The sequence below is a fragment of the Vreelandella alkaliphila genome (genome assembly GCF_016107625.1).
Taxonomy (GTDB): Bacteria; Pseudomonadota; Gammaproteobacteria; order Pseudomonadales; family Halomonadaceae; genus Vreelandella; species Vreelandella alkaliphila.
Window position 1 is genome coordinate 59,698 of the sequence record NZ_JABASV010000005.1, and the last position, 24,365, is coordinate 84,062.

Annotated in this window: 20 protein-coding genes; 8 read left to right on the top strand and 12 right to left on the bottom strand. The window is 55.1% G+C overall.

From position 1 onward, the window contains the following. The first annotated feature begins 63 nt into the window (after positions 1–63). Positions 64–1,002: a LysR family transcriptional regulator gene (locus tag JFC11_RS09055; protein ID WP_198349330.1), complete on the top strand. Its 939-nt coding sequence runs from the start codon at positions 64–66 to the stop codon at positions 1,000–1,002. A 153-nt stretch (positions 1,003–1,155) separates the two neighbouring features. Then, positions 1,156–1,827 carry a response regulator gene (locus JFC11_RS09060; protein ID WP_009723006.1) on the top strand — a complete coding sequence of 224 codons (672 nt, stop codon included), beginning with the start codon at positions 1,156–1,158 and terminating at the stop codon, positions 1,825–1,827. Here the strand turns inward: JFC11_RS09060 and JFC11_RS09065 are convergent. From JFC11_RS09065 to pedF, 7 genes are read right to left on the bottom strand one after another with little or no spacing between them, the layout of a single operon-like run. Next, on the bottom strand, positions 1,817–4,012 hold the full coding sequence (locus JFC11_RS09065; protein WP_319618672.1) for an insulinase family protein: 2,196 nt from the start codon (positions 4,010–4,012) through the stop codon (positions 1,817–1,819). The genes JFC11_RS09060 and JFC11_RS09065 overlap by 11 nt on opposite strands. Before the next feature lie 49 nt (positions 4,013–4,061). Further along, positions 4,062–5,759 carry a PAS domain-containing hybrid sensor histidine kinase/response regulator gene (locus JFC11_RS09070; RefSeq protein ID WP_198349334.1) on the bottom strand — a complete coding sequence of 566 codons (1,698 nt, stop codon included), beginning with the start codon at positions 5,757–5,759 and terminating at the stop codon, positions 4,062–4,064. Continuing rightward, positions 5,756–6,919: an alcohol dehydrogenase-like regulatory protein ErcA gene (gene ercA, locus JFC11_RS09075; protein WP_038478891.1), complete on the bottom strand. Its 1,164-nt coding sequence runs from the start codon at positions 6,917–6,919 to the stop codon at positions 5,756–5,758. The genes JFC11_RS09070 and ercA overlap by 4 nt, the downstream gene beginning before the upstream one ends. Before the next feature lie 58 nt (positions 6,920–6,977). After that, positions 6,978–8,798: an alpha/beta hydrolase family protein gene (locus JFC11_RS09080; RefSeq protein ID WP_198349335.1), complete on the bottom strand. Its 1,821-nt coding sequence runs from the start codon at positions 8,796–8,798 to the stop codon at positions 6,978–6,980. A gap of 11 nt (positions 8,799–8,809) precedes the next feature. Next, entirely contained in the window at positions 8,810–9,754 is a 945-nt protein-coding gene (locus JFC11_RS09085) for a quinoprotein relay system zinc metallohydrolase 1 (RefSeq protein ID WP_198349336.1), read from the bottom strand. After that, positions 9,751–10,590: a quinoprotein dehydrogenase-associated SoxYZ-like carrier gene (locus JFC11_RS09090; RefSeq protein WP_198349337.1), complete on the bottom strand. Its 840-nt coding sequence runs from the start codon at positions 10,588–10,590 to the stop codon at positions 9,751–9,753. Before JFC11_RS09090 ends, JFC11_RS09085 begins: the two co-directional genes overlap by 4 nt. 20 nt (positions 10,591–10,610) lie before the next feature. Then, positions 10,611–11,102, bottom strand: a complete 492-nt coding sequence (pedF, locus tag JFC11_RS09095) for a cytochrome c-550 PedF (protein WP_051626379.1) — start codon at positions 11,100–11,102, stop codon at positions 10,611–10,613. Positions 11,103–11,363: 261 nt separating this feature from the next. On the opposite strand from pedF, the gene JFC11_RS09100 reads away from it, so the two are divergent. The 3 genes from JFC11_RS09100 to JFC11_RS09110 all read left to right on the top strand — a co-directional run bounded on the left by JFC11_RS09100 (position 11,364) and on the right by JFC11_RS09110 (position 14,628). Then, positions 11,364–13,265, top strand: coding sequence for a methanol/ethanol family PQQ-dependent dehydrogenase (locus JFC11_RS09100; protein WP_232482847.1), 1,902 nt, complete (start codon positions 11,364–11,366; stop codon positions 13,263–13,265). 72 nt (positions 13,266–13,337) lie between these two features. Further along, the gene (locus JFC11_RS09105) at positions 13,338–14,024 is read left to right on the top strand and encodes a pentapeptide repeat-containing protein (protein ID WP_198349338.1); all 687 of its coding nucleotides are present in this window, start codon (positions 13,338–13,340) and stop codon (positions 14,022–14,024) included. Between the two features lie 7 nt (positions 14,025–14,031). Beyond that, positions 14,032–14,628, top strand: coding sequence for a rhodanese-like domain-containing protein (locus tag JFC11_RS09110; protein WP_051626377.1), 597 nt, complete (start codon positions 14,032–14,034; stop codon positions 14,626–14,628). A gap of 62 nt (positions 14,629–14,690) precedes the next feature. On the opposite strand, the gene pqqE is transcribed toward JFC11_RS09110, so the two are convergent. From pqqE to pqqA, 5 genes are all read right to left on the bottom strand, one after another. Beyond that, complete coding sequence (gene pqqE, locus JFC11_RS09115) at positions 14,691–15,899, bottom strand: pyrroloquinoline quinone biosynthesis protein PqqE (protein ID WP_051626376.1); 1,209 nt, start codon at positions 15,897–15,899, stop codon at positions 14,691–14,693. Next, a complete protein-coding gene (gene pqqD / locus JFC11_RS09120) occupies positions 15,892–16,194 on the bottom strand; it encodes a pyrroloquinoline quinone biosynthesis peptide chaperone PqqD (protein WP_038478876.1) in 303 nt (100 codons plus the stop codon). Before pqqD ends, pqqE begins: the two co-directional genes overlap by 8 nt. Positions 16,195–16,225: 31 nt before the next feature. Further along, the gene (pqqC, locus tag JFC11_RS09125; RefSeq protein ID WP_198349339.1) at positions 16,226–17,014 is read right to left on the bottom strand and encodes a pyrroloquinoline-quinone synthase PqqC; all 789 of its coding nucleotides are present in this window, start codon (positions 17,012–17,014) and stop codon (positions 16,226–16,228) included. A 329-nt stretch (positions 17,015–17,343) separates the two neighbouring features. Further along, positions 17,344–18,267 (bottom strand): pyrroloquinoline quinone biosynthesis protein PqqB, encoded by a 924-nt coding sequence (gene pqqB / locus JFC11_RS09130; protein WP_198349340.1) that lies wholly within the window; start codon positions 18,265–18,267, stop codon positions 17,344–17,346. A gap of 111 nt (positions 18,268–18,378) precedes the next feature. Then, positions 18,379–18,450, bottom strand: coding sequence for a pyrroloquinoline quinone precursor peptide PqqA (gene pqqA, locus JFC11_RS19090; protein ID WP_009722990.1), 72 nt, complete (start codon positions 18,448–18,450; stop codon positions 18,379–18,381). Between the two features lie 393 nt (positions 18,451–18,843). On the opposite strand from pqqA, the gene JFC11_RS09140 reads away from it, so the two are divergent. The 3 genes from JFC11_RS09140 to katG all read left to right on the top strand — a co-directional run bounded on the left by JFC11_RS09140 (position 18,844) and on the right by katG (position 24,326). After that, positions 18,844–20,415 carry a Re/Si-specific NAD(P)(+) transhydrogenase subunit alpha gene (locus tag JFC11_RS09140; protein ID WP_198349342.1) on the top strand — a complete coding sequence of 524 codons (1,572 nt, stop codon included), beginning with the start codon at positions 18,844–18,846 and terminating at the stop codon, positions 20,413–20,415. 16 nt (positions 20,416–20,431) lie between these two features. Next, positions 20,432–21,874: an NAD(P)(+) transhydrogenase (Re/Si-specific) subunit beta gene (locus tag JFC11_RS09145; protein WP_038478867.1), complete on the top strand. Its 1,443-nt coding sequence runs from the start codon at positions 20,432–20,434 to the stop codon at positions 21,872–21,874. Positions 21,875–22,172: 298 nt separating this feature from the next. After that, on the top strand, positions 22,173–24,326 hold the full coding sequence (gene katG / locus JFC11_RS09150; protein WP_198349344.1) for a catalase/peroxidase HPI: 2,154 nt from the start codon (positions 22,173–22,175) through the stop codon (positions 24,324–24,326). The last annotated feature ends 39 nt before the right edge of the window (positions 24,327–24,365 follow it).

The following is a 24,365-nucleotide window of genomic DNA, read 5'->3' on the forward strand; positions in this document are numbered from 1 at the left end:
TTTAGAGATGAATGAAATGAATGTTTAGAATGAAACCATTCGTTGGATAAATAGTGAGGCGCTATGCGTTCGCTTCGTCATTTTGATTTGAATCTTCTGCTGGTATTTGAAGCGCTAATGCGTGAGCGTCACGTGACACGAGCAGCGGAAAAGCTACATTTAAGCCAGCCCGCCCTTAGTCATGCCTTAAAACGGCTGCGGGACGCGTTGGATGACCCATTATTAATACGTACCAACAATGGTCTACAGCCAACGCCTCGTGCGCTGGCGCTGTTGCCAGTCGTGCAGCAGGCACTGGCCATGTTGCAGGAAGGCCTCGCCCCGCCGATCAACTTCTTACCCTCCACCAGCGAGCGGCATTTCACCCTAGCCACCACGGATTATTTTGAAGAGGTGATGTATCCGGCGTTTCTTAGCCAATTGCTGGCTTACGCGCCGGATATCAGCTTTTCCATTGAGCTGATCACCCCCAACGTACTGAGTGAAGGGCTGGAACAGCGCCAAGTGGATATGGTGGTCGGGCTGGATAGCCAAAGTGTGCTGCCCAGTGGTGTCATACAGCATCTTTGGATGGATGAGGAGTTGGTTTGCTTGGCTGCGACTGACAATGAGCGCGTAGGTGATGCACTGAATATTCAGCAGTTTGCCTGTGAGTCCCATGTGGCACTGTCTGATATCAGCGGTTTAAGACCCAGTAACATCGATAATTGTTTAGTGCAGCACGGCTTAAACCGCCGAGTGATTTCAAAGAACTTAAATTATATTGCGGCAGCGCGGGTCGTTGCGCTCACTGATGCGATCATGACGTTGCCACGCCAAATGGCCGAGCGATTTATCACCATGCTGCCGGTGCGGATCGTCGCGCCGCCTAAAGAGTTACCTGTACTTAATATGACGCTGATTCAGCATGGGCTGTATGCCAACGATCCTGCCCTCATTTGGTTGACGCAATCGCTGATCGAGTTCGCTAACACCTTTAAGCAGAAAGCCGCTGAGCAGTAGCCGGGCTCCGCTTGGTGGTGGGAAGTTGCTTCACTAAAGGCGGATGACTCCGTAGTGGTGACCCCGTAGTGGTGACTTAGTAGAGATGACTTAGTAGAGTGTTATAAAAGACACAGTAAGCGGGATTTAGCTAAACCACAGGCAACCATAATAATGACAGCGACATATAAACTCCTGATTGCCGACGATCATCCCCTGGTGCGCGATGCCATGGCGCGAGTGATCCGTGAAGCTTACGCAGATGCTGAGGTTATCGAGGTAGAAGACTTTGATGCGGCCCTCGCCCATGCCCAGCAAGATCCTGATCTTGATTTGATATTGCTAGATTTAAATATGCCCGGCATGAACGGGTTAACAGGACTTTTGCAGCTGCGTAATGAGCAGCCTACGATTCCGGTGGTGATCGTGTCTGCGGAAGAGGATAAGCAGATTATTCTGCAAGCAGTCTCTTGTGGTGCGGCTGGGTTTATCACCAAGTCACTGCCCCGTGATCAAATGCGCCACGCCATTGCCCAGGTGTTGGAAGGCAATATCTTTCTACCTGCCGATGCCATGCGCGCACCGGACAGTATCCGCAAGCGTCGCCATCAGGACCAAGGGTTTACCGCGGAACAACTGCGCCTGCTGACCCGCAAGCAGCTACAAGTGTTGGAGCATATGACGCGCGGTGAATCTAACAAGATGATTGCCTATCACCTTAATATTGCGGAAACCACGGTGAAAGCCCACGTGTCAGCGATCTTGCGCAAGCTGGGGGTGACCAGCCGAGTACAGGCGATTTTATCCGCCAACGATATCGATTTTTCCCAGTTCCTCAATCGCTGACAAAATAGTGGCCAGCGCTATCCAGCCAGTGGGTTTGCCAGTGGCCCAGGGTGCTTATCTGGGAGAGTAACTGGGTAAGTGCTGGTGAATCGATAGGTTGTTGCCCAAGGCGATGCAGTGGTTGATGGGTACCTGCCAAGAGGCTTTGCCACTGGAGAACCAGCGCCGCGAGAGGTGTTTCAGGCGGTATTAGCGCTGGCAGTTGCGCCTGCAGGATTTTATCAGGCGTCTGCCAGATGGCATTGGTGATCGATATTAGCTTTTCTTCTATCCATTTTTCCTCTATCGGCCTTCCCCCTGCCGAGCCCGCGTCTTTGCTGATTTCCCCCACATTGCTGACTTGTCCCGCATTGCTAGTTTGCACGACATAGCCAAGTGAGCAGGGCGCACCGTCTCCCCTGCGAACCGCCGCCACATACCCCAGGCGATGTTCATATCGTGCCTGCTGAAAAAACGTTGCGCTGTGATACTTTTCAGCGGCCGCCAATAGCCAGCGTTGAGCGGGCGAGCCCGGTAAGATCAGCGTGCGCATGATTGCAACGTTCGCTGGTTGTGTATCGGCGGCTGACGGAGCGGTTCTGGGTGTGTTTCCAGCAGTAGTTGTCAGTGAGCGAAAGGTCAGGGCGGCTAGTGCCTGCGAAATAGTGTCTAACTCCGCTTGATGAGAGACCCATACCGCAGGCGTGGCAGGCAATGGTGTTAGGCGCTGTATCAACTGCTGAGCCAGCAGCCCTTCTTGAGCCTTAGAGACAGCCAATACGGCGTCTTCCAACAGCGCCACCATGGCGTGGTTGGCTTGACTACCCACCGCCATCACCCAACTGCCGTGGAGCGAGTTCTCTTGCTTGAAGACAATATCCTGAAGCGCCAGCCGCTGAGCGGTGAGCGGGCTGGGGACAATCACTGCGCCGGGCACAAAGCAGGCCGCCCAGGCGGTGGTGGCAAGTGCCGCGAAATCATCGCTAACACCGTACTGACCGCACCAGTGCTGCACGGCGGGGTAAGCCGCTGGTTGTCTATCAAAAGTGGGTGGTGAGGGCGATAGAGACGCGTTATCTAATAGCCAACGGGCATTGCTAGCCGCAAACGGGCTTGCGACTGGCTGATGTTCAGAGGGCGGCGTAGCAAAGCGACGAGCTAGCGCTTGGCGGCGGGCGTGTGCAAACCAAGCCGGGGCTAACTGCACCGTCTCAGCGGGTGGCTGCCAGCGGTTACCATGATCGTTAGGTGCTGTTCCGGACAGGGTTGCGAAGAAGGCTGCTAAGCGCTCACTTAGGGCCGCCGCAAGGGCTTTCACCTGCTCCTGTGTCGCAGTGCCGCTTAGCGTCAAGCTAAAGGCGTCTGTCGCCCCGTTAGGGGCCAGCGTTGCACGGTAGTCGGTAATCAAGCCAGGTAACTGCTCCATTAGTAGGCCTTGATTTAACCGATCAGCAGTGTCGCTAAGGGCGGTAAGTTGATGACGAGCAATGGCCGAGGGCAGTGGCCACAGTAGCTCAACGGTATTGCCCGTACTGGCTACCTTCGCGCTGAGCTGGCGGCTCCAACGGGGCGCAATGGCAAGCGAAGGAGCGCAGGGTGTGGGTGGGCTAAACAGCGTTGCCATGCGTTTTACCAGGCGGGTCATCGTTTCCGTGGCCCAAGGGCTAATAATGGCGATGCTAACGCGGCCGTCGTGGTAGTGGTCGCGGTGAAATGCGGTGAGCGCTTCAAGTAATAGTGCCGTGTCGCTGCCTAGGGTTTGCGCATTGCCGTGACGGCAGTCTGCACCAATATGCTGTGAATCGCTGAGCGTGGCGATGGCCGACAGCCGTTGCATTGCCGAACTGTGCTGGCGGGCCTGCCACTCGGCGTCGATGGCGGCGACTTCGGCACAAATGACGGATGGCGAAAACGCAGGCCTGGCGAGCTGGCTGGCAACAGTGAGCGCCGCTGCTTCTAGGGTCTCTGCTGGTATCGAGAAATGTACATCGGTGACGTAGTCATCGGTATGGGCGTTCAGGCTGCCTTGGTGTTGGGAAAACCAAGTAAGCAGGCTGATGTTAGAAAACGCTTCCAACGGCGCGGTAGTGAGCACGTGCTCGAGCAGATGAGCCAGCCCTGGCAGGGTGCGCGGCTCATCCAAATAGCCCGCCGCAATGGCGATACTAACGTGAGCGCGGGTTAAGTGGGGCGCCTGGGCCAGCACTCCCTGCGCCCCGTTATGCAGGGAGATACAGGTTTGTTGGAAACTTAGGCTAGCCATTGAGCAGGCTACGCAGCAACGCGCGCAGTTTGCCGGGGCGAACGGGTTTGTTTAACTGCGGCACGCTGGCATGACGCAGGCGGCGCTGCCAGTGGTCAGAGCGGTCGGCGCTGAGAATAGCGGCTGGCAGATGCGGGTCGTGCCAGTGCTGGCGAAGTTGGCGAATAGCCTCCAGGCCAGTCATATTGTCATCTAAGTGCAGGTCGACCAGTAGCATATCCGGTGCTTCCTGGCAGGCTTTAGCGGTATCGATATCCAGGGCAGTATCGCAACTGATCTGCCATTCAGTTAACAGCAGCGCCATGCCTTGCAAAATTGTTGGCTCATTATCCAGGATCAGCACGCGAAGACCTTCAAACTCATCGTCAGCGGAGGGCGGCGCGCTGGGAGCGGGGGCTTGGCTAAAGGAAATACCGCTGGCACGCGGCACCGTAACAGCAAAACAGGAGCCTTGGCCGGGTGCAGAGCGCACAGTGAGCGGATGCTCAAGGCGCTGGCTAATCCGTTCCACAATGGCAAGCCCCAGGCCAACGCCCTGGCGGTCCCGCGCACGGGTAGCGTTAAGTTGGTGAAACTCGCGAAAAATAAGTTGGTAGTCACTTTCGGGAATACCAATACCGCTATCGACAACCTGCACGGCTAGGCTGTCGTCGCCATGACGGCGGACACCCAGGCAGATACCGCCACGCTGGGTATAGCGGCAGGCGTTAGCAAGAAAGTTGCGCACAATGCGGCTGAGTAGATAAGGGTCGCTGGTCACCGCTTGATGAGAAGGCACGTAGCGCAGCGTTAGTCCTTTACGTTGCGCCACCGGGGAAAATTCATCAACCAGATTGCTGAGGATATCGTCGAGTTTAAAGTGGCGTAGTTGTGGCTGTACCTGGCCGTGATCCAGCCGTGAAATATCCAACAGATCGGAAAGAATCGCTTCAGCGCCTTCCAATGAGTTTTGCACACTCTCAATCAAAGCCAGGTTCTCGCTGTCGGTCAGTCGCTCCTGTAGCGAGGCCACCAATAAGCGTGCAGCGTTCATGGGTTGTAGCAGGTCATGGCTAGCGGCGGCTAGGTAGCGGTCTTTACTTTGGTTAGCAAGCTCTGCGGCATCGCGAGCGCTTCTAAGCTCCTCGTTGAGCCGTTCAAGCGCTTGGGTACGGTCAGCTACCCGTGCTTCCAAGTGGGTGTTGAGGGTTTCTAAATGCTGGCGTGCGCGCTCACGCTCGGTAATATCTGCCACAAAGCCTTCGATCAGGTCTTCGTCCCCGGCAAGCTCAGCGGGCTTACGTATTAGGGTAATTGCCACGGGTACCTGATGTCCGGATGCGCCTTGCAGCCAGGTGGTTTGGCCGGTTACGTGACCTTGTGTGAGCAGCAGGTCGCGGAGCTGTTGCCCTGTAGATGTGTTAACAAACAGCGCGTCAAAACGCGCGCAGCGCTCGAGTGTGCGCGCCACGCTACTATCATCGAGCATAGCGGCAAGCGCCGGGTTAGCGGCGCGCAGTTTGCCGGATAGCGATGCCTGAAAAATACCGTGTAGCGCGTTTTCGAACAGCCATTTATAGCGGTTGCGCTCCACCTCAAGCTCTTCTAAACGGACGGAAAGCTCGCGATAGTAGCTTTTACGCGCCGACTGCTGGCCAAGCCCGAGCAGGTCGCTGACTGAAAAGCCCGAGGGATCGTTGGCTTTTTTCATAGCGCCTCTTCGTAAACCACCGCCACGTCTCTTGAGCTGGAACGGCGTGGGTTAGTCAGAATGCAGGGATCACCTAATGCATGGTTAGTGAGAAATGGCACATCGCTACGCGAGACGCCCATCACGCCAAGGGTTCCGCCTAGGCCAACGGCATGTTTTAAGTCGACTAAGTACTGAAACAGCGCTTTTTTGATCTGCTGCTGTGACAACCCCCGACAGTCGATACCCACGGCGTCGGCAACCCGCTTAAAGCGGTCAGGGGCGGCTTCGTAGTTATAAGCCACCACGTGCTCTAGCAGCATGGCGTTGCATAAGCCGTGGGGTAAATCCAGGAAGCCGCCTAAACTATGCGACATTGCGTGTACCGCGCCCAAAATGGCGTTTGAAAACGCCAGTCCCGCTTGCATACTGCCCAGCATTACCTGGGCACGCAGCTCGCCGTCGGCTGGGTTCGCCACCAGTGCCTCAAGATGGCTACTGATTAAGCGCATGGCTTCTAAGGCATGGGCATCAGTAAGCGGGCCGCTCCCCGTTGAAACAAACGCTTCGATGGCATGTACCAGCGCATCGACCCCGGTACACGCGGTGAGATAGGGCGACATGGTCATAGTGACTTCTGGGTCGATCAGCGATACGTCAGGAACCACCGCCTTGCTGATAATCGAAAATTTCATGCGTCGCTGCTGGTCGGAAATAATCGCAAACTGGGAAATGTCCGCCGATGTGCCCGCTGTTGAGGGAATGAAAATTAGCGGCGGAATGGGCACGCGAATCGTATCCACACCTTCGAAATCAAGAATATGTCCGCCGTGGGCGGTGACGATGCCGATCCCTTTGGCACAGTCCATGGGGCTGCCGCCGCCCACTGCCACAATTGCCTTGCAGCCGGTTTCACGGTAGAGCTCGGCACCGGCCATAATTTCATCGACCCGTGGGTTGGGTGATACGGCGGTAAAGCGCTCAACGGCAATATTGGCTTCCAGCAGCTTGGCTTCAATATCGGCGACCCAACCCGCCAGCAGCACGCCAGGGTCGGAGACCAGGAGCACTTTTTCTGCCCCGAACGTCGTGACGTAGTTGCCTGCCGCGTGGCGTGCTCCGTCGCCAAAAATAATTTCAGGAGCGACAAACTTGCGAAGTTGTGTGAGCGGCGAAGTCATGGGCGGTCTCGTTTATCGTTGTTAACCATTATCTTAAGCACCTTAAGGGATTGTTGCGCTACGACCTTGGTGCTGTCGTTAGGTGGCTAGATTGATAAAAGGCTAGCTCGCGGGCCAGCATGGTTTGGCGAGCTTTGGGGTGGCGAATGCCATGGTATTCGTTATCAAACAGCAGTGTTTGTGCCTCGCCACCGTGGAGTTCGATATGCCGCGCCATGGCATGAGTTTGTTCTGGCACGACTACGGCGTCTTTGCCACCCTGGATAAACAGTGCCCGTAATGGGCGCTGGCAACGGGTGACGTGGTAGGTAGGGCTGCGCTGGTCGAGCTGGGGTTCGTCTCCGATTAGCCAGCCCAGGTAACCGGATTCAAAGCGGTGTGTTTTTGCCGCTAATGTTAATGCATTGGTTACCCCGTATAGGCTAGTGGCCGCAGCAAATAGCGGAGTGGCCGCCAAGGCATTAAGGGCGGTAAACCCGCCAGCGCTTTGGCCACGAATAAAGCAGCGCGCTGTATCGATCGCAAAGCGTGTGCAGGCGGCATTGACCAAGGCGATGACATCCTCAGTATCGCTGATCCCCCACTGGCCGGCTAAACATTCTCGATAGCGGCGGCCAAAATTGCCGCTGCCACGAGGGTTGATATCTAAAACGTGAAAGCCCTGTTGCTGCCAGTAGGCTACTAGCGGGTCATAAATAGGGTAGGCGGCGGCGGTGGGCCCGCCATGAACGCGCACAATCAGCGGCGCAGCGCGGTTGGCTAAGGCTGAGTAGAAAAAGCCGTGAACCGTTTCGCCTTCGTTGCCAACAGGGGTTTCCAGCCATTGTGCGGTGGCGGAATTTTCAGTCACTAGGTTTTGCGTTACGTTACCCTCGACCTTACCTACTAGACGGTTACGCGAACCATTTTTGTTGAAGCGTATAAGCTGGGCGCCGCTGGTAGCGCTTTGCACAATGGCGTAGTCACCGTGCCTTGCTAGCGTGATGCTTGCCACGCGGCCGGGGTCTGGTAGCAGTGCTTCCACCTGCTCGCCGCAACGGCGATAAAGCTGAGCTGCCCCCTGGTGCAGTTGGCAGTATACCTGCCGATTGTCTCGCCATACGTGTTGGCGCTCACCCAACTGCCACGGTGTGGTGATGTGGTCAACCGGGGCACTGCTCAGGCACACAGGGGTAGCCAGGTTTACCTGCCAGGGTTGCCACCAGCCAGCGTGATCGCTCATGCAAATTAGCGCGTTGCGAGGGCCAAACTGTGGCTGGCTAATCGCTGCACCGAAATCCCAGTGCTCAAATATTTCAAGCTGACCTGTGCTGGTCACCCGCGCGAGATGTAGCTGGCTGTGTTGCCAAGGCATGTGTGGCAACGACCAACTGACCCAGGCGAGGTAGTTGCCGTCATCGCTTAATACCGCTGCGCCGTAGAAGTCAGCGCCTTCAACCAGCACTTGCCTGTTCTTGTAAGTTCTGCTGGTGTCAGTAATGGCGACCAGCCGTTGACCTTGATAATCCTCTTCTACCGCAATCACCCGCTGGCGCTTAGGGTCGGCGCACAGCCCACCGTAGGCTGTTTGTGGGCGCTGTTGCCAGCAGTAGCTTGCACCGTGGTGGTCGAGCTGCATGATGGCTTGATCGTACTGGCGCACCCATACGACGCCCCCTAGCAGGGGCGTGTAGCTGCCGCCGCCGTACTGATTCACGCGGCTACCCACCGCCTCTTCTATTACACAGCGCGGCGGCTCGTTGCTGTCGGCGCGCCACTGCCAAAGTTGCATGCCGCCCGTTTGCGGGCAACGAGCCAGCCAGTAAACAGCTTGGGCGTCGCTGTGTAACTCGGCCAAGGTGTCAGTGGGCTCGGCGGCATCTGCCAGGGTAAGCAGCATAGGCGTGCTCCTTAGTGTGGGGCGCCCCACAGCAACCGTGCTTCGTAGTGTGGGTAAAGCTGCATTACGCTGCGGGTGAACTCATATTCGCTGAGTGCCATGGTGCTAAACATGCTGGGAATCTCAACGGCCAAGGCATGATTGGCACCTAGCCCTTCGCTAGCCACATCACTGAGACGTTGGTCCAGCCATTCCAGGTAATGCGTGGTTTGGCCAATGATCGTTTCGGGCGGCGCACTGGGGCCATGACCCGGTACTGCGATACTGGCGTTGAGCGCGCGCAGATCATTCAGTTCTTCCAGCCACTGTTGCAGGCTTGGGCTGTGAGCAGTGGCAGCAGCACGTTGGTAGAAGCCTATGTCGCCTAAAAACAGCACGTCGGTGGCATGGTCCATAATCACCAGGTCACCACCGCTATGGCCGCTCATGGCGAAAAGCGTGAGCGGGTAGTTGCCAAGGGTTATCTCGCCTGCCTCGATCACCTTGGGTAGGGCAATAGACGAGTGCTCCAAACTGTGCCCGGTCAGCCGCGCTACGTTATCGATCAGTGCGTCCCGGTCGCGAGCCATCAACGCACGAGTGCTGGCTAGGGTGAGGTGCTGTGCCTCGTCGAAGGCGGCATTACCAAAAAAGTGGTCAGGGTGGTGATGGGTATTCAACACCCAGCGAACGGGTTGAGCGGTGTGCTGAGCAATGAGTGTTTTGAGTGCTTCGCCAAAGTGTGGGCTGCTGCCGCTGTCGATAAGGATGACACCACTGGGCGTAGCAATAAACGCTTGGTTGCCTATATGGCCGCAGTTGCTGGTGGAGAGCTCCTCTTTTACACCTTCCACCATCCAGGTGTTTTCCGCGATCGGTTGGGCGGTTAGCGGACGTTCGCAGAACATCACCGGTTCGCTGGCTGCCAGCGGCGTGATCAGCAGTGTACTGAAGGTGGCCAGAAAACCGGCTTTCATGGCTGCAGACCAATAGAAAAGCGGTTGCCGTTGTTATCCCGCGCGCCAATCACATAACCGCCTGGAGAGGGGCGCATATGCAGCCCTAAGGTGGGGTTGGCGCTCACCGATGCATCGATATCCAGGGCGGCCACTTGCTGGCCCTGCTGATCCAACAGTTCAAACGACTGCACATAAAAGGCGGGCTGGCTGGGGATTAAGCCGCTGTCCATGGGGTGAGAAAGGCGCACCCGCAGGCGCTGTTCGTCCTCATTGGCAAACAGCCGACCCTGGAGCTCGCCGAAGGTGGTTTCCCAGTCGGTGTCAGCGCTGGCAATACCGGGGGTGGTGCAGCCACCGCCTTCCGCTTCAATGTAGGTGCCACCCACATGCCAGGTATCCCCCTGTTTCACTGCTACACGCACTGCGGAGGCTTGTTCCAAGCGAATATTTAACGATAGCTTGGCTATGCCATGGCTCATCGGGGAGTAGTGGAACAGGCGGGGAATCGGGTTGAGATCCACCCAGGCAATAATGTCAGTGATTGGCTCGCCGCTGGCTTCTAAGGCGCTGGCATCTAGCGAAATGGGTACTTGTCCTGAGTCTTCGGCGAACCCCGGCGCGCTAACGGTGACGCGCTCATCAAACACCACGGGGGCATCGCCCAGAAAGCGCTCGCGGTACACAGGCCACATAAAGGAGTTAAGCGGATCCTGTTCAGCTGTGCTCGCTGTGGCCAACGCGGTGGTCGGCAGCGCGAGCAGTAGCCAGAAAAGCACCGCGAGTGCGGGGGTAAGGGGTGCGGCGAACGCCGCGGCGATACGTTGTAACGTGATGATAGGGTTTAGGGTTGCCATGGTGCCTCCCAGCGTTGGGATTATTGTCCAGTCGTTTCCATACTGACCGTTTCCAACCATGTGCGAATGGCCCACAGCCCTTCTTGGCTAACGTAATCGGACATGCGCGGCATTAGCACACGGCCGTTGCGCTCGGCGCCATTGGTGACCAGCTCTTTGAACCACTCATCGCCCCATGCGCCGTTTTCCAACTCGCGCAGGTCGGGAGCGATGCCGCCGGATTTCGCTTCTAGCCCGTGGCAAGCGGCACAGTTGCTGTTGTAAGCGCGGGCACCAATATCGATGGCGAGCTCTTGCTGGGGATGATCCCGGTAGGGGTTCTCTTCCCGCCATTCGTCGCCTAAGCGCTCGAGGTCTTTAATATCAACGGCTTGAGGGGTCACGCTGCCGTGAGACCAGGCCAGCGGCGAAGCCAGCAACGCGGCAAGGGCGATAGCACCCACTTGGCTGCTGAGGCGTAAGGGCAGTTTTGCGGAGGTTGTTTTTGTCAGTACGGTTTTTGTAATAGTCATGGGAAATGCTCCTCAGAGGATCAATGTATCGTCACTTGAGTGAGCTTAGGCAGGCAGGCCTTCCGAACCTATAGCACCTTAGGCATCGCTAGGCTCCTCCTTTGGAAGTAGTGCTAAATCAGGATGAGAACGCGACTGGAGGGGTAGATTGGTTTGTTATCCGAGCTTCTAAGCTGGACTTAGTCTTGCTGGCACCACGCAAGCAGCAGCTTGGCCGCTTTGCAGCCATTGCATTGTGATCATTACTCGGATGGAAAACCCATGACATACGCTATCAATAACAACACGTCAGCCCGCAAAATTTCGTGGCCCTTTCGCCTGCGTACACTCACCGCCGCCGTTGCTTACGCTTCTGCCTTAGGCGTCGGGGGCATTGCGCTGACAGTCCACGCCAGCGAGGTGACCTGGGACGATATTCTCAATGACCATAACAACACTGAAACGGTGTTGATGTACGGCATGGGCGTGAAAGCACAGCGCTATAGCCCGCTTAATCAAATTAACGCAGATAACGTCGAGATGCTGACCCCAGCGTGGTCTCACTCGTTTGGCGATGAAATGCAGCGTGGCCAGGAGTCTCAGGCGCTGATTCATGAAGGCGTTATTTATGTCACTGGCTCCTATTCACGTATTTTTGCTATTGATGCGCGCACTGGCCAGCGGCTGTGGTCATACAACCATCGCCTGCCCAGCGATATTCGCCCCTGCTGTGACGTAGTGAACCGCGGTGCGGCCATTTACGGCGATAAGGTATTCTTCGGCACGCTGGATGCTGGCATCGTGGCGCTGAACAAAGACACCGGTGAGGTGGTGTGGCGCGAGCGCTTTGGTGACCACCGCGCGGGCTACACCATGACCGGTGCGCCAACGATTGTAGAAGATAGCGAAACAGGTCGCGTGTTGCTGATTCATGGCTCTTCGGGAGATGAGTTCGGCATTGTGGGTAAGCTGTATGCCCGTGACCCTGATACCGGTGAAGAGATTTGGATGCGGCCCTTTGTTGAAGGCCATATGGGGCGTCTGAACGGTGAAGAGAGTACCCCAACGGGTGATGCTAGCGCGCCCTCCTGGCCCGATGACCCAGACAGCGAAACCGGCAAAGTACAAGCCTGGAGCCAAGGTGGCGGTGCGCCGTGGCAGAGCGCCAGTTTCGACCCTGATACCAATACCATCATCATTGGTGCCGGTAATCCTGCTCCCTGGAATGGCTGGGCACGCACCTCGGAAGACGGCGACCCGTCTGACTACGACAGCCTTTACACCTCTGGCCAGCTAGGGATCGACCCTTCGACTGGCGAAGTGAAGTGGTTCTATCAGCACACGCCCAACGACACCTGGGACTTCTCAGGCAATAACGAAATCGTCTTGTTTGAGTACGAAGATGAGAATGGCCGAACGGTGAATGCAGGAGCCCACGCTGACCGTAATGGCTTCTTCTATGTCACTGACCGCACCAACGGCGAGCTCATCAACGCCTTCCCGTTTGTCGATAACATTACCTGGGCTACCCATATTGACCTGGAAACCGGTCGCCCGGTTGAGGCTGAAGGCCAGCGCCCACCGCGCTTGGAAGAGGGACAAACCCGTTCTGAGCCTGTTGAAGTTTCACCACCTTTCCTTGGTGGTAAAAACTGGAACCCAATGGCTTACAGCGAAGACACAGGCCTGTTCTACGTACCGGGTAACCACTGGAAAGAAGATTACTGGACCGAGGAAGTTGAGTACGTGGAAGGCGCAGCTTACCTGGGTATGGGCTTCCGCATTAAGCGTATGTACGACGACCACGTCGGTATTCTACGCGCTGTTGATCCGGTCACCGGTGAGTACGCTTGGGAGCATAAAGAGCCTATGCCGCTGTGGGCAGGCGTGCTAGCTACCCACGGTGATCTGGTGTTTACCGGTACTGGCGATGGCTACTTAAAAGCATTCCATGCAGAAACCGGTGAAGAGCTTTGGAAGTTCCAGGTAGGCACCGGCATCATTTCACCACCGGTAACTTGGGAAATGGATGGTGAACAGTACATTGGTGTTACTGCCGGTTATGGCGGCGCGGTTCCTCTTTGGGGCGGTGATATGGCTGAACTGACGCGGCCGATTGCTCAGGGCGGTTCGTTCTGGGTCTTTAAGCTGCCATCTTTCGTTCAAGACTTGGCTAACCGTTAAGTTATCGACCCCTCTTGGGCGGCTTCTGCCGCCCTTTTTTGAATAACATTAACGGTAATGGAGAGAATAACAATGATAACTCGCAATGCTCTGTCTTTATGGAGCCGCCAAACAACGGCGGTTTTTCTCTGCCTTAGCGCGATAGGCAGCGTTGTCGCCGACGATTATGTTGAAGAGTATCAACCGCCAGTGCATAACGGCTGTGAGTTGGTGCCAGGTACTCAGTGCGCCAATATGGATTTATCCGGCGGCGACTTTTCCAATTTGGATCTACAGGGCGCTAACTTTGCGGGCAGTAACCTAGAAGGCTCGGATTTCCGCCACAGCAACCTACGCAGCGTTGATTTTGAAGGCGCATCGCTGAGACATGCCAACCTCAATCGTGCACGCATGCCCAACACGCATTTACGCGGCGCCGATCTTTCCCATGCCAGTTTGGTTGGATTGGATAGCTGGAGTATTTATGCCCAGGGCGCGACATTTGATTATGCCGATTTGACCGGCGCTAACCTTGAGTTTGCCCGGCTTTCCGGGGCCAGCATGCAAGGAGCGACGTTGATGGGCAGCAATCTGGAAATGGCCTGGATGAATAAGGTCAACCTGATCGGTGCGGACCTGCGCGATGCTAATCTGCAAGAAGCAAAAATGAACATCACGCGGCTCAATGATGCTGATATGACCGGTGCACGCATCCACTACGGCAACTTCCAAATGGCCCAAATGGAGGGTTGTACCGGCTGCCCGTTTGATTGGGAGTAATGTCACCATGTCGACACAACCTTCGGCGCACTCTGTGCGCCGCTATATGCTCTGTGTGGTGTGGGCAGCGGGTGTATTCAGTGGAGCGGTACACGCTGAAGCGCCCTCAGCGGTATTTAACCAAGAAGGCTACCGCTTGCCGCCTTTTAAAGCGCCTGTTACCGCACCGCTTCCAGGGGTGACCACGTTAGATGACCATGCTTTTCAAGCGCTGCTGGAGTCACCGCCAGTGATTCTGGTGGATGTCTACGCGCTGCCCTGGCATAACGGCCTTTTTCTGCAGGATAGTGCGCACTTAACGATCCCAGGCAGCATGTGGCTGCCCAACGTAGGCGCGGCTAGTTTGGAAGAGGAGTGGGTTGATTATTTCACCACAGCACTGAATGCGCAGCGTGAGCGCGCTGAAGCCGCGCCGCTAGTATTCTTCTGCCGGGCTGACTGCTGGCTTTCCTGGAACGCTGCCCGGCGCGCCGAGGCAATGGGTTATGAAGAGCTCTATTGGTACCCCAATGGGGTGGATGGCTGGCAAGCGAGCGGACATTCGTTAGCAGCCGTTTGCCCGCAGCTGCCCGCTCATGCTGAGCGAGCTACCTGCGAGCCTTAATCGGTTTGTTGCTGATAGCCAGGTTGATTACTAATCAATAGATTTATTACGGATAAACAGGCTTATTGCCGGTAAATCAGCTCAAGTGGTTGGCGGGGCGAAGGCGCTGCCAAGCCACTCTGTCTCAAGCCGCTTTGAATTTCAGCCTGACCCTGCAACTGCTTTGACTGGCGGGCATTGCGGGGAATCAGCGTCGCTTGATCGGGTGTGTTGTGGCTGTTTTCTGCGATTAGGCTCTCTAACAACCCATGCTGGGGAGAGTGCTGGCATACAGGGTCGGTAGCGTTCATATCGCCGGTTAATAAATAGGCTTGGCAACGGCAGCCGCCATGGTCTTTATCGCGATCGTCGCACTGTTGGCAGAGCGCAGGCATCCACTGGGTGCCGCGAAAACGGTTGAACGCATCGCTTTGGTACCAAATGTCTTGCAGCGACGTCTCTTTGACGTTCGGAAACGCCATTGGTAGCTCCCTGGCGCTGTGGCAGGGCAACACGGCGCCATCTGGGGCAACGGTCATAAAGATACTGCCCCAACCACCCATGCACGCTTTAGGCGCTTGCTCAAAGTAGTCTGGCACCACAAATAGTAATGACATATCGCGGCCACGTGCTGCGAGTGTTTCACGCCAGCGATTGGTTTCTGCTTCGGCACGTACCAGCTGTTCACGGGTAGGCATTAACGCCTGTCGGTTCAAAAACGCCCAGCCGTAATACTGGCAGTTGGCCAGTTCAACCGCATCCGCGCCTAGCTCATCGCAGAGGGCAATCAGGTCGCCAATTTGATCGATATTGTGCCGATGTAGCACTACGTTTAATACCATGGGGTAGCCAGCAGCTTTGACCGCTTTGGCCATTGCCAACTTGTTGGCATGGGCCTTGGCAGAGCCTGCCAGCGCCTGAGCAAGTTCGGGGTCGGCGGCTTGCAGGCTAATCTGGATATGATCCAGGCCCGCTTCAGCCAAGGCGTTTACCCGTTGGGCAGTGAGGCCCACGCCGGAGGTCAGCAGGTTAGTATAAAAGCCTAGCTGGCGTGCTTCGCTTACCAGCGCTTCCAGGTCTTGACGAATCAGCGGTTCGCCGCCAGAAAAACCAAGCTGTGCCGCCCCCATCGCCCTGGCTTGGCGCAGCACGCTAAACCACGCGTCGGTATCCAGCTCGTTTTGGTAACGGGTAAATTCCAACGGGTTAGAGCAGTAAGCGCACTGCAGTGGGCAGCGGTAGGTGAGTTCCGCCAGCAGCCATAAGGGCGGTGAGGTCGTTTTATTAACCACAATGAACCTCCTTCACGGCTAGCCAGCCGTTACCGCGGGCTTCCTCGATAAACTGCACGACATCGTCTGCTAAGGACTCCGCGCCTGGGTAGCGCTGCTGTAGGGTGGCGATAATATCGGCGATGGAGTGGTGGCCATCAACCTGCTCAAGAATCGCACCGGCAGTCGCGCTGAGCTTGACCATGCCTTCGGGATAAAGAATGACGTGGCAGCCTTGAATGGCTTCCCACTGTAAGCGCCAACCGCGTCGCAGCTGGTAAATATCTTGATGTGATATGACGAGTTGCTGTGACATGGTGAATTCCCCAACGCTAGTCGATCATTGCCTAGTAAAGTGAGTGCTCAAGCCCACGGTGATACACCGCTTCGCGGGTGACGGTGTGGTAAGGCGGGCGGTCTAGCTGATAGGCCATGGTCATGGCATCCAACATGCTCCAGAGCACATCGAGCTTAAATTGCAGAATATCCAGCGCGCGCTGCTGCAGCGCCACCGTGGTACACACGCCTAAAGCGATTTCCAGGCCGTGCTCGACGTCTCGACGGGCTTCGCTGAGCCGCTTCCGAAAATAGCGATAGCCTTGCTCGTTAATCCACGGGTAGTGCTGAGGCCAGGTGTCCAGGCGGTTTTGGTGGGCAAGCGGCGCAAATAGCTCGGTAAGCGATGAGATCGCAGCTTCCTGCCAGGAGGCTCGAGCGACAAAGTGGCGGTAAGCATCTACCGCAAAGCGCACGCCAGGTAGCACACGCTCCTGAGAAAGCAGTGTATGACGGTGTAGCCCTACGGCTTCACCTAGGGCTAACCAGGCTTCAATCCCGCCTTCATCTCCGTCGTGGCCGTCGTGGTCAAGCAGGCGTTGCACCCATCGCCTGCGGGTAGCGGCATCTGGGCAGTTAGCCAGCAGCGCGGCGTCTTTTTGGGGAATCATCAACTGGTAGTAAAAGCGATTAGCTACCCAACCTTGAAGTTGTTCCTGGGTAAGCTCGCCGTTGGCCATCGCCTGTTGAAAGGGGTGATTAAGATGGTAGTACTGCCCTTTACCCATTAGCACTTCACGGAACGCCTCCCGACTGAGCGGGGTGGCAGAAGCACTGGGCATTATCGCTGTCATCGCCATAGTCGATTTCCTGGTTATTTTTTTAATATCTAATGTATTTGTTGCTGATTTACATGGTTTTTATTTTTAACCATTTTTTATGCATAGGATTTGTTTAATGAAACAGGTTTTTTGGTTATAGCTCGCTCTGTTTGAATTATTTTATAAAGTTATATGCTTATTTTGGTTTGATTTTATCAGGGCCTTTTTTTGCACCTTTTATCGATCTACTATCTTTTAAATTCTACTAACCTAGTGCTTTTTTAATCTAAGATTTAGGTCTGGATGTTAATAGATTAATACTCAATAATTCTAAGATAAGAGAGTGTTCAAGGTCTGTGGAAGTCAACCTAAAACGTCAGTTTCATTCCGTCGTAAGCTGTTTCGATGCCTGCGGCCTGCAATGTTTTCGCTGCATCGCTAGCGCCGTCCAAAATCGGGTTGGTGTTGTTGATATGAATCAAAATGCGCCGCGTGCTGCTGGGGAGTTCGTTCAATAGCGCACACATACCACCGCTGCCATTGAGCGCGAGGTGACCCATCTGTTGGCCTGTGGAGGTGCCAACGCCAAGTGCCTGCATTTCGTCGTCTTCCCACAGGGTGCCATCCACCATCACCACATCTGCGGCGTTTAAGAAACGCATTGCCAGCGGTGTCGGGTTGCCAAGCCCAGGGGCGTAGCACAGCGACTTGCCGTTGTTGCGGTCAACAACGTACAGGCCTAAATTATCGCCGCAGGAAGGCGCGCCGCGCCGCGGTGAGTAAGGTGGGGCATTGCTGTGTAGCGCAAAGGCGGTGAGCGCGATATCTGGCAGAAAGGGAATCGAAAACTCGACAACTTCCTGATGATCTTCCAAGTCAATCGGCTGCCAGTGTAGTCCGCCCCAGTGTTCCAGCATCGGGAATAGCGGAAAACCAGTCGATAAATCGCGATGCACATTAGGCGTGCACCACACCTCTAATGGACAGCCTTCTCTTAGGGAGAGTAGCCCGGTGACATGGTCGATTTGAGCATCTACCAGTAGCACGCCACGAATACCGCTGCCACGCAGCTCACTTGGCCATAATTCCGGGTTGGCATTGAGCTGAGCGCGAATGTCAGGGGACGCATTGCATAGCAACCACTGCTTGCCATCCACACTTAACGCAATCGATGACTGGCTGCGAGATTGATGATCTGCACTGCCCAGGCGAGCGTGGTAGCAGTTAGGGCAGTTGCAATTCCATTGGGGAAAACCGCCACCTGCGGCAGCCCCAAGAACTAAAATATGCATAGACTGGCCTCCTACGTTAGTGCTGTGGGTGTGCTATGAATCCTGGCTGAAAGCCCCTGCCTGATATCAACCCAATAAGGCAGGCAGGGGCCGTGGCTCAGTAGCTAGAGATTAGCGAGTAGAGATATACAGCGTTACTTCAAAGCCAAGGCGCATGTCTTGATACGTTGGTTTAGTCCACATAAGTGACTCTCCTGCGTTGTTAAGCTTGTTGTTGAGAATGTCATTACAAATGTCGTTACAAGTACTGCTGTGGTCGTTTTTGGCGGTTAATCATTATTGCCATGCCCACTACTACAGTTAATCACTGGTAGGGCGAATTGAATGCGGTACTTTGGAAGTAGTTTTCTCTAACTTTTGGTGGGGAATCGTTGTTAAAAAGGGTAGTGTTGTAGTTAAACAACCCAATTGAATCGAAGGTTGAATAGTAACTGGCAGTCGCCGCGTTAGATCCTAAACTGCTATCTGGCGCGAAGACGCATGTCAGTAATAATGCCCAGCGTCCAATAACCAAGGGTGAAAACGTGATTGTTTTGGTAATGACGCTGGAAATGGGCTAACCAAGGGAGAAAGCGTGTGAAAATAGGCGCACCGAAAGAGACAGCTCAAGGAGAAGCGCGTGTAGCGCTTACTCCTGAGAGCGCAAAACAGCTTCAGAAGCTAGGCCATGAGTGCTTGGTGGAAGCCGGCGCAGGGGCTGCCGCGGGCTTTAATGACGACACGTATCGCGATGCGGGTGTCAGCGTTGTGGAAAGCGCGGAAGCGCTGTGGCGTGATGCGGACGTGGTGATTAAAGTCCGTGAACCTTCGGAAACTGAGGCTCACTATTTGCGCGAAGGCCTGACGCTGATTGCGTTCTTCTGGCCAGCACAAAACGAAGCACTGTTGGAAACCTGTAAAGCTCAGGGCGCGTCTGTTATTGCGATGGACATGGTGCCACGTATTTCCAGAGCGCAGAAAATGGATGCGCTCTCCTCAATGGCCAATATCGCGGGCTACCGTGCGGTGATTGAGGCGGGCAATAACTTTGGCCGCTTCTTTACTGGCCAGGTAACCGCCGCCGGTAAAGTTCCCCCTGCCAAAGTATTGGTGATCGGCGCAGGTGTGGCGGGCTTGTCGGCGATTGGTACTGCGGCTAGCCTTGGCGCTGTGGTGCGTGCGTTTGATGTGCGCCCAGAGGTGTCCGAGCAGATTGAATCCATGGGCGCTGAATTCCTGTTTCTCGATTTTGAAGATAGTCAGGACGGTTCAGAAAGCGGTGGCTATGCCTCTCCCTCTAGCCCAGAGTTTCGTGAGAAGCAGCTGGAGTGTTTCCGCGAACAAGCGCCGGATGTCGACATTGTCATCACCACGGCGCTGATTCCTGGCAGGCCTGCACCAAAGCTGTGGCTGGAAGATATGGTGGCAGCCATGAAGCCTGGCTCGGTGATTGTCGACTTAGCCGCTGAAAAAGGCGGTAACTGCGATTTAACCAAGCCGGACGAACGAGTGGTATCTGATAACGGCGTAGTGGTGGTCGGCTATACCGACTTCCCCTCACGCATGGCCACCCAAGCGTCGCTGCTTTACGCCACCAATATTCGCCATATGCTAGCCGACCTCACGCCTGAGAAAGACGGCGTCATCCATCACAACATGGAAGACGATGTCATTCGCGGCGCTACGGTCACGCACCAGGGCGAAATCACCTTCCCGCCGCCGCCGCCCAAAGTAAAGGCCATTGCCGCGGCGAAGCCAAAGAAAAAAGAGAAAGAACCGACGCCTGAAGAGAAGAAGGCTACTGAACTGGCCGCCTTCAAAGCGCAAACCAAGCGACAAGCTGGCTTACTCGCCGTTGGTGGCGCGTTGATGCTGTTGCTGGGTCAAATAGCCCCTGCCTCATTTATGCAGCACTTCATTGTGTTTGTGTTGGCGTGTTTCATTGGCTTCCAGGTGATTTGGAAGGTGAGTCATTCGCTGCACACGCCTTTAATGGCGGTCACTAATGCCATCTCCGGCATCATTATTTTAGGGGCAATTTTGCAAATCGGTTCAGGCAGTGGCGTCGTTATCGTGCTGGCGGCCATTTCGGTACTGATTGCGTCGATTAATATCGTGGGTGGCTTCCTGGTGACACGCCGGATGCTTGCCATGTTCCAAAAATCCTAAGCGGCGGAGAAACGAGATGTTAGGACAAGGATTCGTATCTGCCGCGGCAATTGCGGCAAGTGTGCTATTTATTTTATCGCTAGGCGGCTTGAGTAATCAGGAAAAAGCCAAGCGTGCCGTGTGGTACGGCATTGTGGGCATGGCCGTAGCGGTGTTCTTTACCTCCCTCGGGCCAGGTATTGGCGGCTACTGGTGGCTGGTTCCGGCGATGTTAATCGGTGCTGGGATTGGTGCTTATGTCGCAGGCAAGGTCGAAATGACCGAAATGCCTCAGTTGGTAGCGGCACTACATAGTTTTGTGGGTTTGGCAGCGGTCTTTGTTGCCTGGAGCGCAGATTTAGAGCGCCGCCGGGTGTTGGCAGCACAAGCGGCCGATGGCGCGATGCAAGAGTTTTCTGCGTTTGCCGCATTGGTGGCCACGAAGGCTCCTGCTGAGCTGACCTTTTTGCAGATTGAGGTGGTGTTCGCGATTTTCATCGGTGCGGTGACCTTTACCGGCTCGGTGATTGCGTTTGGTAAGCTGGCGGGTAAGGTGGATGGCAAGCCTCGCCAACTGCCGGGTGGGCATATGCTCAATGCCGGTGCTGCGGCGCTTTCATTGCTGCTCGCGATTCTTTACCTCAACGGCGCAGGTTTCTGGACACTGATCGTGCTGGCAGCGTTGTCATTCTTTATTGGCTATCACCTGATTATGGGCATTGGCGGTGCGGATATGCCGGTGGTGGTATCGATGTTGAACAGCTACTCCGGCTGGGCAGCGGCGGCGATTGGTTTCACGCTGTCTAATGATCTATTGATTGTTACCGGCGCACTGGTGGGGTCCTCAGGGGCGATCCTGTCTTACATTATGTGTAAGGCGATGAACCGCAACTTCGTTAACGTGATTTTGGGCGGCTTCGGTGGTGCTCAAGGGCCAGCGGCTGAAATTGAGGGCGAGCAGGTCGCGATTGATGCGAGTGGCGTAGCGAGTGCCTTAAACGATGCTGACAGCGTGATTATCGTGCCGGGATATGGCATGGCGGTGGCTCAAGCACAAAGTGCGGTGAGCGATCTAGTACGCAAGCTGCGGGCATCGGGTAAGACCGTACGTTTTGGTATTCATCCGGTGGCAGGGCGTCTACCTGGGCACATGAACGTGCTGCTGGCTGAAGCCAAAGTGCCTTACGATATCGTGCTGGAAATGGACGAGATTAACGACGATTTCTCAAGTACGGATGTGGTGATCGTGATCGGCTCCAACGACATCGTAAACCCAGCGGCCGAGGAAGATCCCAATAGTCCTATCGCCGGTATGCCGGTATTGAAGGTTTGGGAAGCCAAGCAGGTGTTTGTCAGCAAGCGTGGTCAGGGCACGGGCTACTCTGGCATTGAAAACCCGCTATTCTTCAAAGAGAACACGCGCATGTTCTACGGCGATGCGCGGGATAGCTTGAACGCACTGTTGCCAATGGTGGAGTAAAGGTAAGAAAACGCTACTATCATGATAGTGGTACGGGCAGGGCGTCTGACGTCCTGCCTTTTTTATTGGCTAAGTTTTTATTGACTAAGTTTGTATTGACTAAGAAATAGCTAGTTTAATAATAAATAACTATCGATCTATTGGTTTATTACAAATTGTGGCTATCGATGAGGTGCTTTAAAACAGTACATATCAACGCAATGCTTGCTGATTACCTACACTGTAGACAGCAATATGAGATGTCGATCATCTGTTTCCTTGGCGAGTCCAAGGCAAAGAGCAAGAAGGGGAGAGAAACATGAGTGGCAAATGTCCTGTAATGCATGGTGGTAATACGTCTACTGGCACCTCCAACAAAGATTGGTGGCCAGAGGCGTTGAACCTAGACATTCTGCACCAGCATGATCGTAAAACTAACCCGATGGATCCTGACTTTGACTATCGGGAAGAGGTCAAAAAACTCGATTTTGACGCCCTCAAGCAAGATGTTCATGCCTTGATGACTGACAGCCAAGCATGGTGGCCAGCCGACTGGGGCCACTACGGTGGCCTGATGATCCGCATGGCATGGCACTCTGCCGGAACTTACCGCATTGCCGATGGCCGTGGTGGCGGTGGTACCGGTAACCAGCGTTTTGCACCGCTCAACTCCTGGCCGGATAACGTAAGCCTTGATAAGGCGCGCCGTTTGCTGTGGCCAGTGAAGAAGAAGTATGGCAATAAAATCAGCTGGGCCGACCTAATAATTCTTGCGGGTACGGTTGCCTACGAATCTATGGGGCTGCCCGCTTACGGTTTCTCGTTTGGTCGCGAAGACATCTGGCACCCAGAGAAAGACATTTATTGGGGGGCTGAAAAAGAGTGGTTAGCGCCTTCTGATGAGCGCTACGCTGATGTCAATAAGCCAGATACCATGGAAAACCCGCTTGCAGCGGTACAAATGGGGCTTATTTACGTTAACCCGGAAGGGGTAAATGGCCAGCCAGATCCGTTGAAGACGGCAGAGCACGTGCGACTAACGTTCGCCCGTATGGCGATGAACGATGAAGAAACAGCCGCACTTACAGCGGGTGGCCATACCGTGGGTAAGTGTCATGGTAATGGTGATGCCGCTGCATTGAGCGCTGAGCCTGAAGCGTCTGACGTTGAGAACCAGGGCTTTGGCTGGGGCAACCCGACCATGGATGGCAAAGCAAGCAATGCCGTGACGTCGGGTATTGAAGGCGCTTGGACCACCAACCCAACTAAGTTCGATATGGGCTACTTTGACCTGCTGTTTGGCTACGAGTGGGAGCTGAAGAAAAGTCCTGCTGGTGCTCATCAGTGGGAGCCTATCGACATTAAAGAAGAGGATAAGCCGGTTGATGCAACCGACCCCTCTGTGCGTCACAATCCGATCATGACCGATGCGGATATGGCGATGAAGATGGACCCGACGTACCGTGCCATTTGCGAAAAATTCATGGCCGATCCGGAGTATTTCAAGCAAACCTTCGCTAAAGCGTGGTTTAAGCTAACGCACCGTGATCTAGGCCCGAAAGCACGCTATATCGGCCCAGAAGTGCCGGCTGAAGACCTTATCTGGCAAGATCCTGTGCCTGCAGGTAGCACCGATTACTGCGAAGAAGTGGTTAAGCAGAAAATTGCTGAGAGCGGCTTAAGCATTAGCGACATGGTCAGCACCGCGTGGGATAGCGCGCGCACTTACCGTGGTTCCGACATGCGCGGTGGTGCTAACGGTGCGCGCATTCGTTTGGCTCCCCAGAAAGATTGGCAAGGCAATGAGCCAGCGCGTCTTGCCGATGTGCTTAACGTATACGAGCAGATCTCTGTTGATACGGGGGCCAGCATTGCCGATGTGATTGTCTTAGCGGGTAGCGTGGGTATTGAAAAAGCGGCCAAAGCAGCGGGCTTTGATGTGCGTGTGCCGTTCCTCAAAGGCCGTGGTGATGCCACTGATGAGATGACTGACGTAGATTCTTTTGAGCCTTTAGAGCCACTTGCCGATGGCTTCCGTAACTGGCAGAAGAAAGACTACATCGTCAAACCCGAAGAAATGCTGCTGGATCGTGCCCAGTTGATGGGGCTCACCGCACCGGAGATGACCGTGCTGTTAGGTGGAATGCGTGTGCTGGGCACCAACTATGGTGGTACCAAGCACGGTGTGTTCACTAACCGTGAAGGTCAGTTGACCAACGACTTCTTTGTCAACCTGACCGATATGGGCAACAGCTGGAAGCCGGTGGGCAATAATGTTTACGAGATTTGCGACCGTCAAACGGGCGCGGTTAAGTGGACAGCCTCTCGCGTTGATCTAGTGTTTGGTTCTAACTCACTGCTACGCTCATACGCAGAGGTGTATGCCCAGGATGATAACGGCGAGAAGTTTGTCAAAGACTTCGTCGCTGCCTGGGCAAAAGTGATGAACGCGGACCGCTTCGACGTTGCATAAACGTCAAAGCAACGCTTGCTCTAAGTAACTTCCCTGTTC

Excerpts from the sequence above, each read along its gene's own strand:
- JFC11_RS09090 (WP_198349337.1), bottom strand. The coding sequence starts at position 10,590 with ATGGCAACCCTAAACCCTATCATCACGTTACAACGTATCGCCGCGGCG.
- JFC11_RS09070 (WP_198349334.1), bottom strand. The coding sequence starts at position 5,759 with ATGAAAAAAGCCAACGATCCCTCGGGCTTTTCAGTCAGCGACCTGCTC.
- JFC11_RS09110 (WP_051626377.1), top strand. The coding sequence starts at position 14,032 with ATGTCGACACAACCTTCGGCGCACTCTGTGCGCCGCTATATGCTCTGT.
- JFC11_RS09085 (WP_198349336.1), bottom strand. The coding sequence starts at position 9,754 with ATGAAAGCCGGTTTTCTGGCCACCTTCAGTACACTGCTGATCACGCCG.
- JFC11_RS09105 (WP_198349338.1), top strand. The coding sequence starts at position 13,338 with ATGATAACTCGCAATGCTCTGTCTTTATGGAGCCGCCAAACAACGGCG.
- pqqB (WP_198349340.1), bottom strand. The coding sequence starts at position 18,267 with ATGCATATTTTAGTTCTTGGGGCTGCCGCAGGTGGCGGTTTTCCCCAA.
- JFC11_RS09145 (WP_038478867.1), top strand. The coding sequence starts at position 20,432 with ATGTTAGGACAAGGATTCGTATCTGCCGCGGCAATTGCGGCAAGTGTG.
- katG (WP_198349344.1), top strand. The coding sequence starts at position 22,173 with ATGAGTGGCAAATGTCCTGTAATGCATGGTGGTAATACGTCTACTGGC.
- JFC11_RS09080 (WP_198349335.1), bottom strand. The coding sequence starts at position 8,798 with ATGCTGCTTACCCTGGCAGATGCCGCCGAGCCCACTGACACCTTGGCC.
- JFC11_RS09055 (WP_198349330.1), top strand. The coding sequence starts at position 64 with ATGCGTTCGCTTCGTCATTTTGATTTGAATCTTCTGCTGGTATTTGAA.
- JFC11_RS09100 (WP_232482847.1), top strand. The coding sequence starts at position 11,364 with ATGACATACGCTATCAATAACAACACGTCAGCCCGCAAAATTTCGTGG.
- pqqD (WP_038478876.1), bottom strand. The coding sequence starts at position 16,194 with ATGTCACAGCAACTCGTCATATCACATCAAGATATTTACCAGCTGCGA.
- pedF (WP_051626379.1), bottom strand. The coding sequence starts at position 11,102 with ATGACTATTACAAAAACCGTACTGACAAAAACAACCTCCGCAAAACTG.
- JFC11_RS09060 (WP_009723006.1), top strand. The coding sequence starts at position 1,156 with ATGACAGCGACATATAAACTCCTGATTGCCGACGATCATCCCCTGGTG.
- ercA (WP_038478891.1), bottom strand. The coding sequence starts at position 6,919 with ATGACTTCGCCGCTCACACAACTTCGCAAGTTTGTCGCTCCTGAAATT.
- pqqC (WP_198349339.1), bottom strand. The coding sequence starts at position 17,014 with ATGGCGATGACAGCGATAATGCCCAGTGCTTCTGCCACCCCGCTCAGT.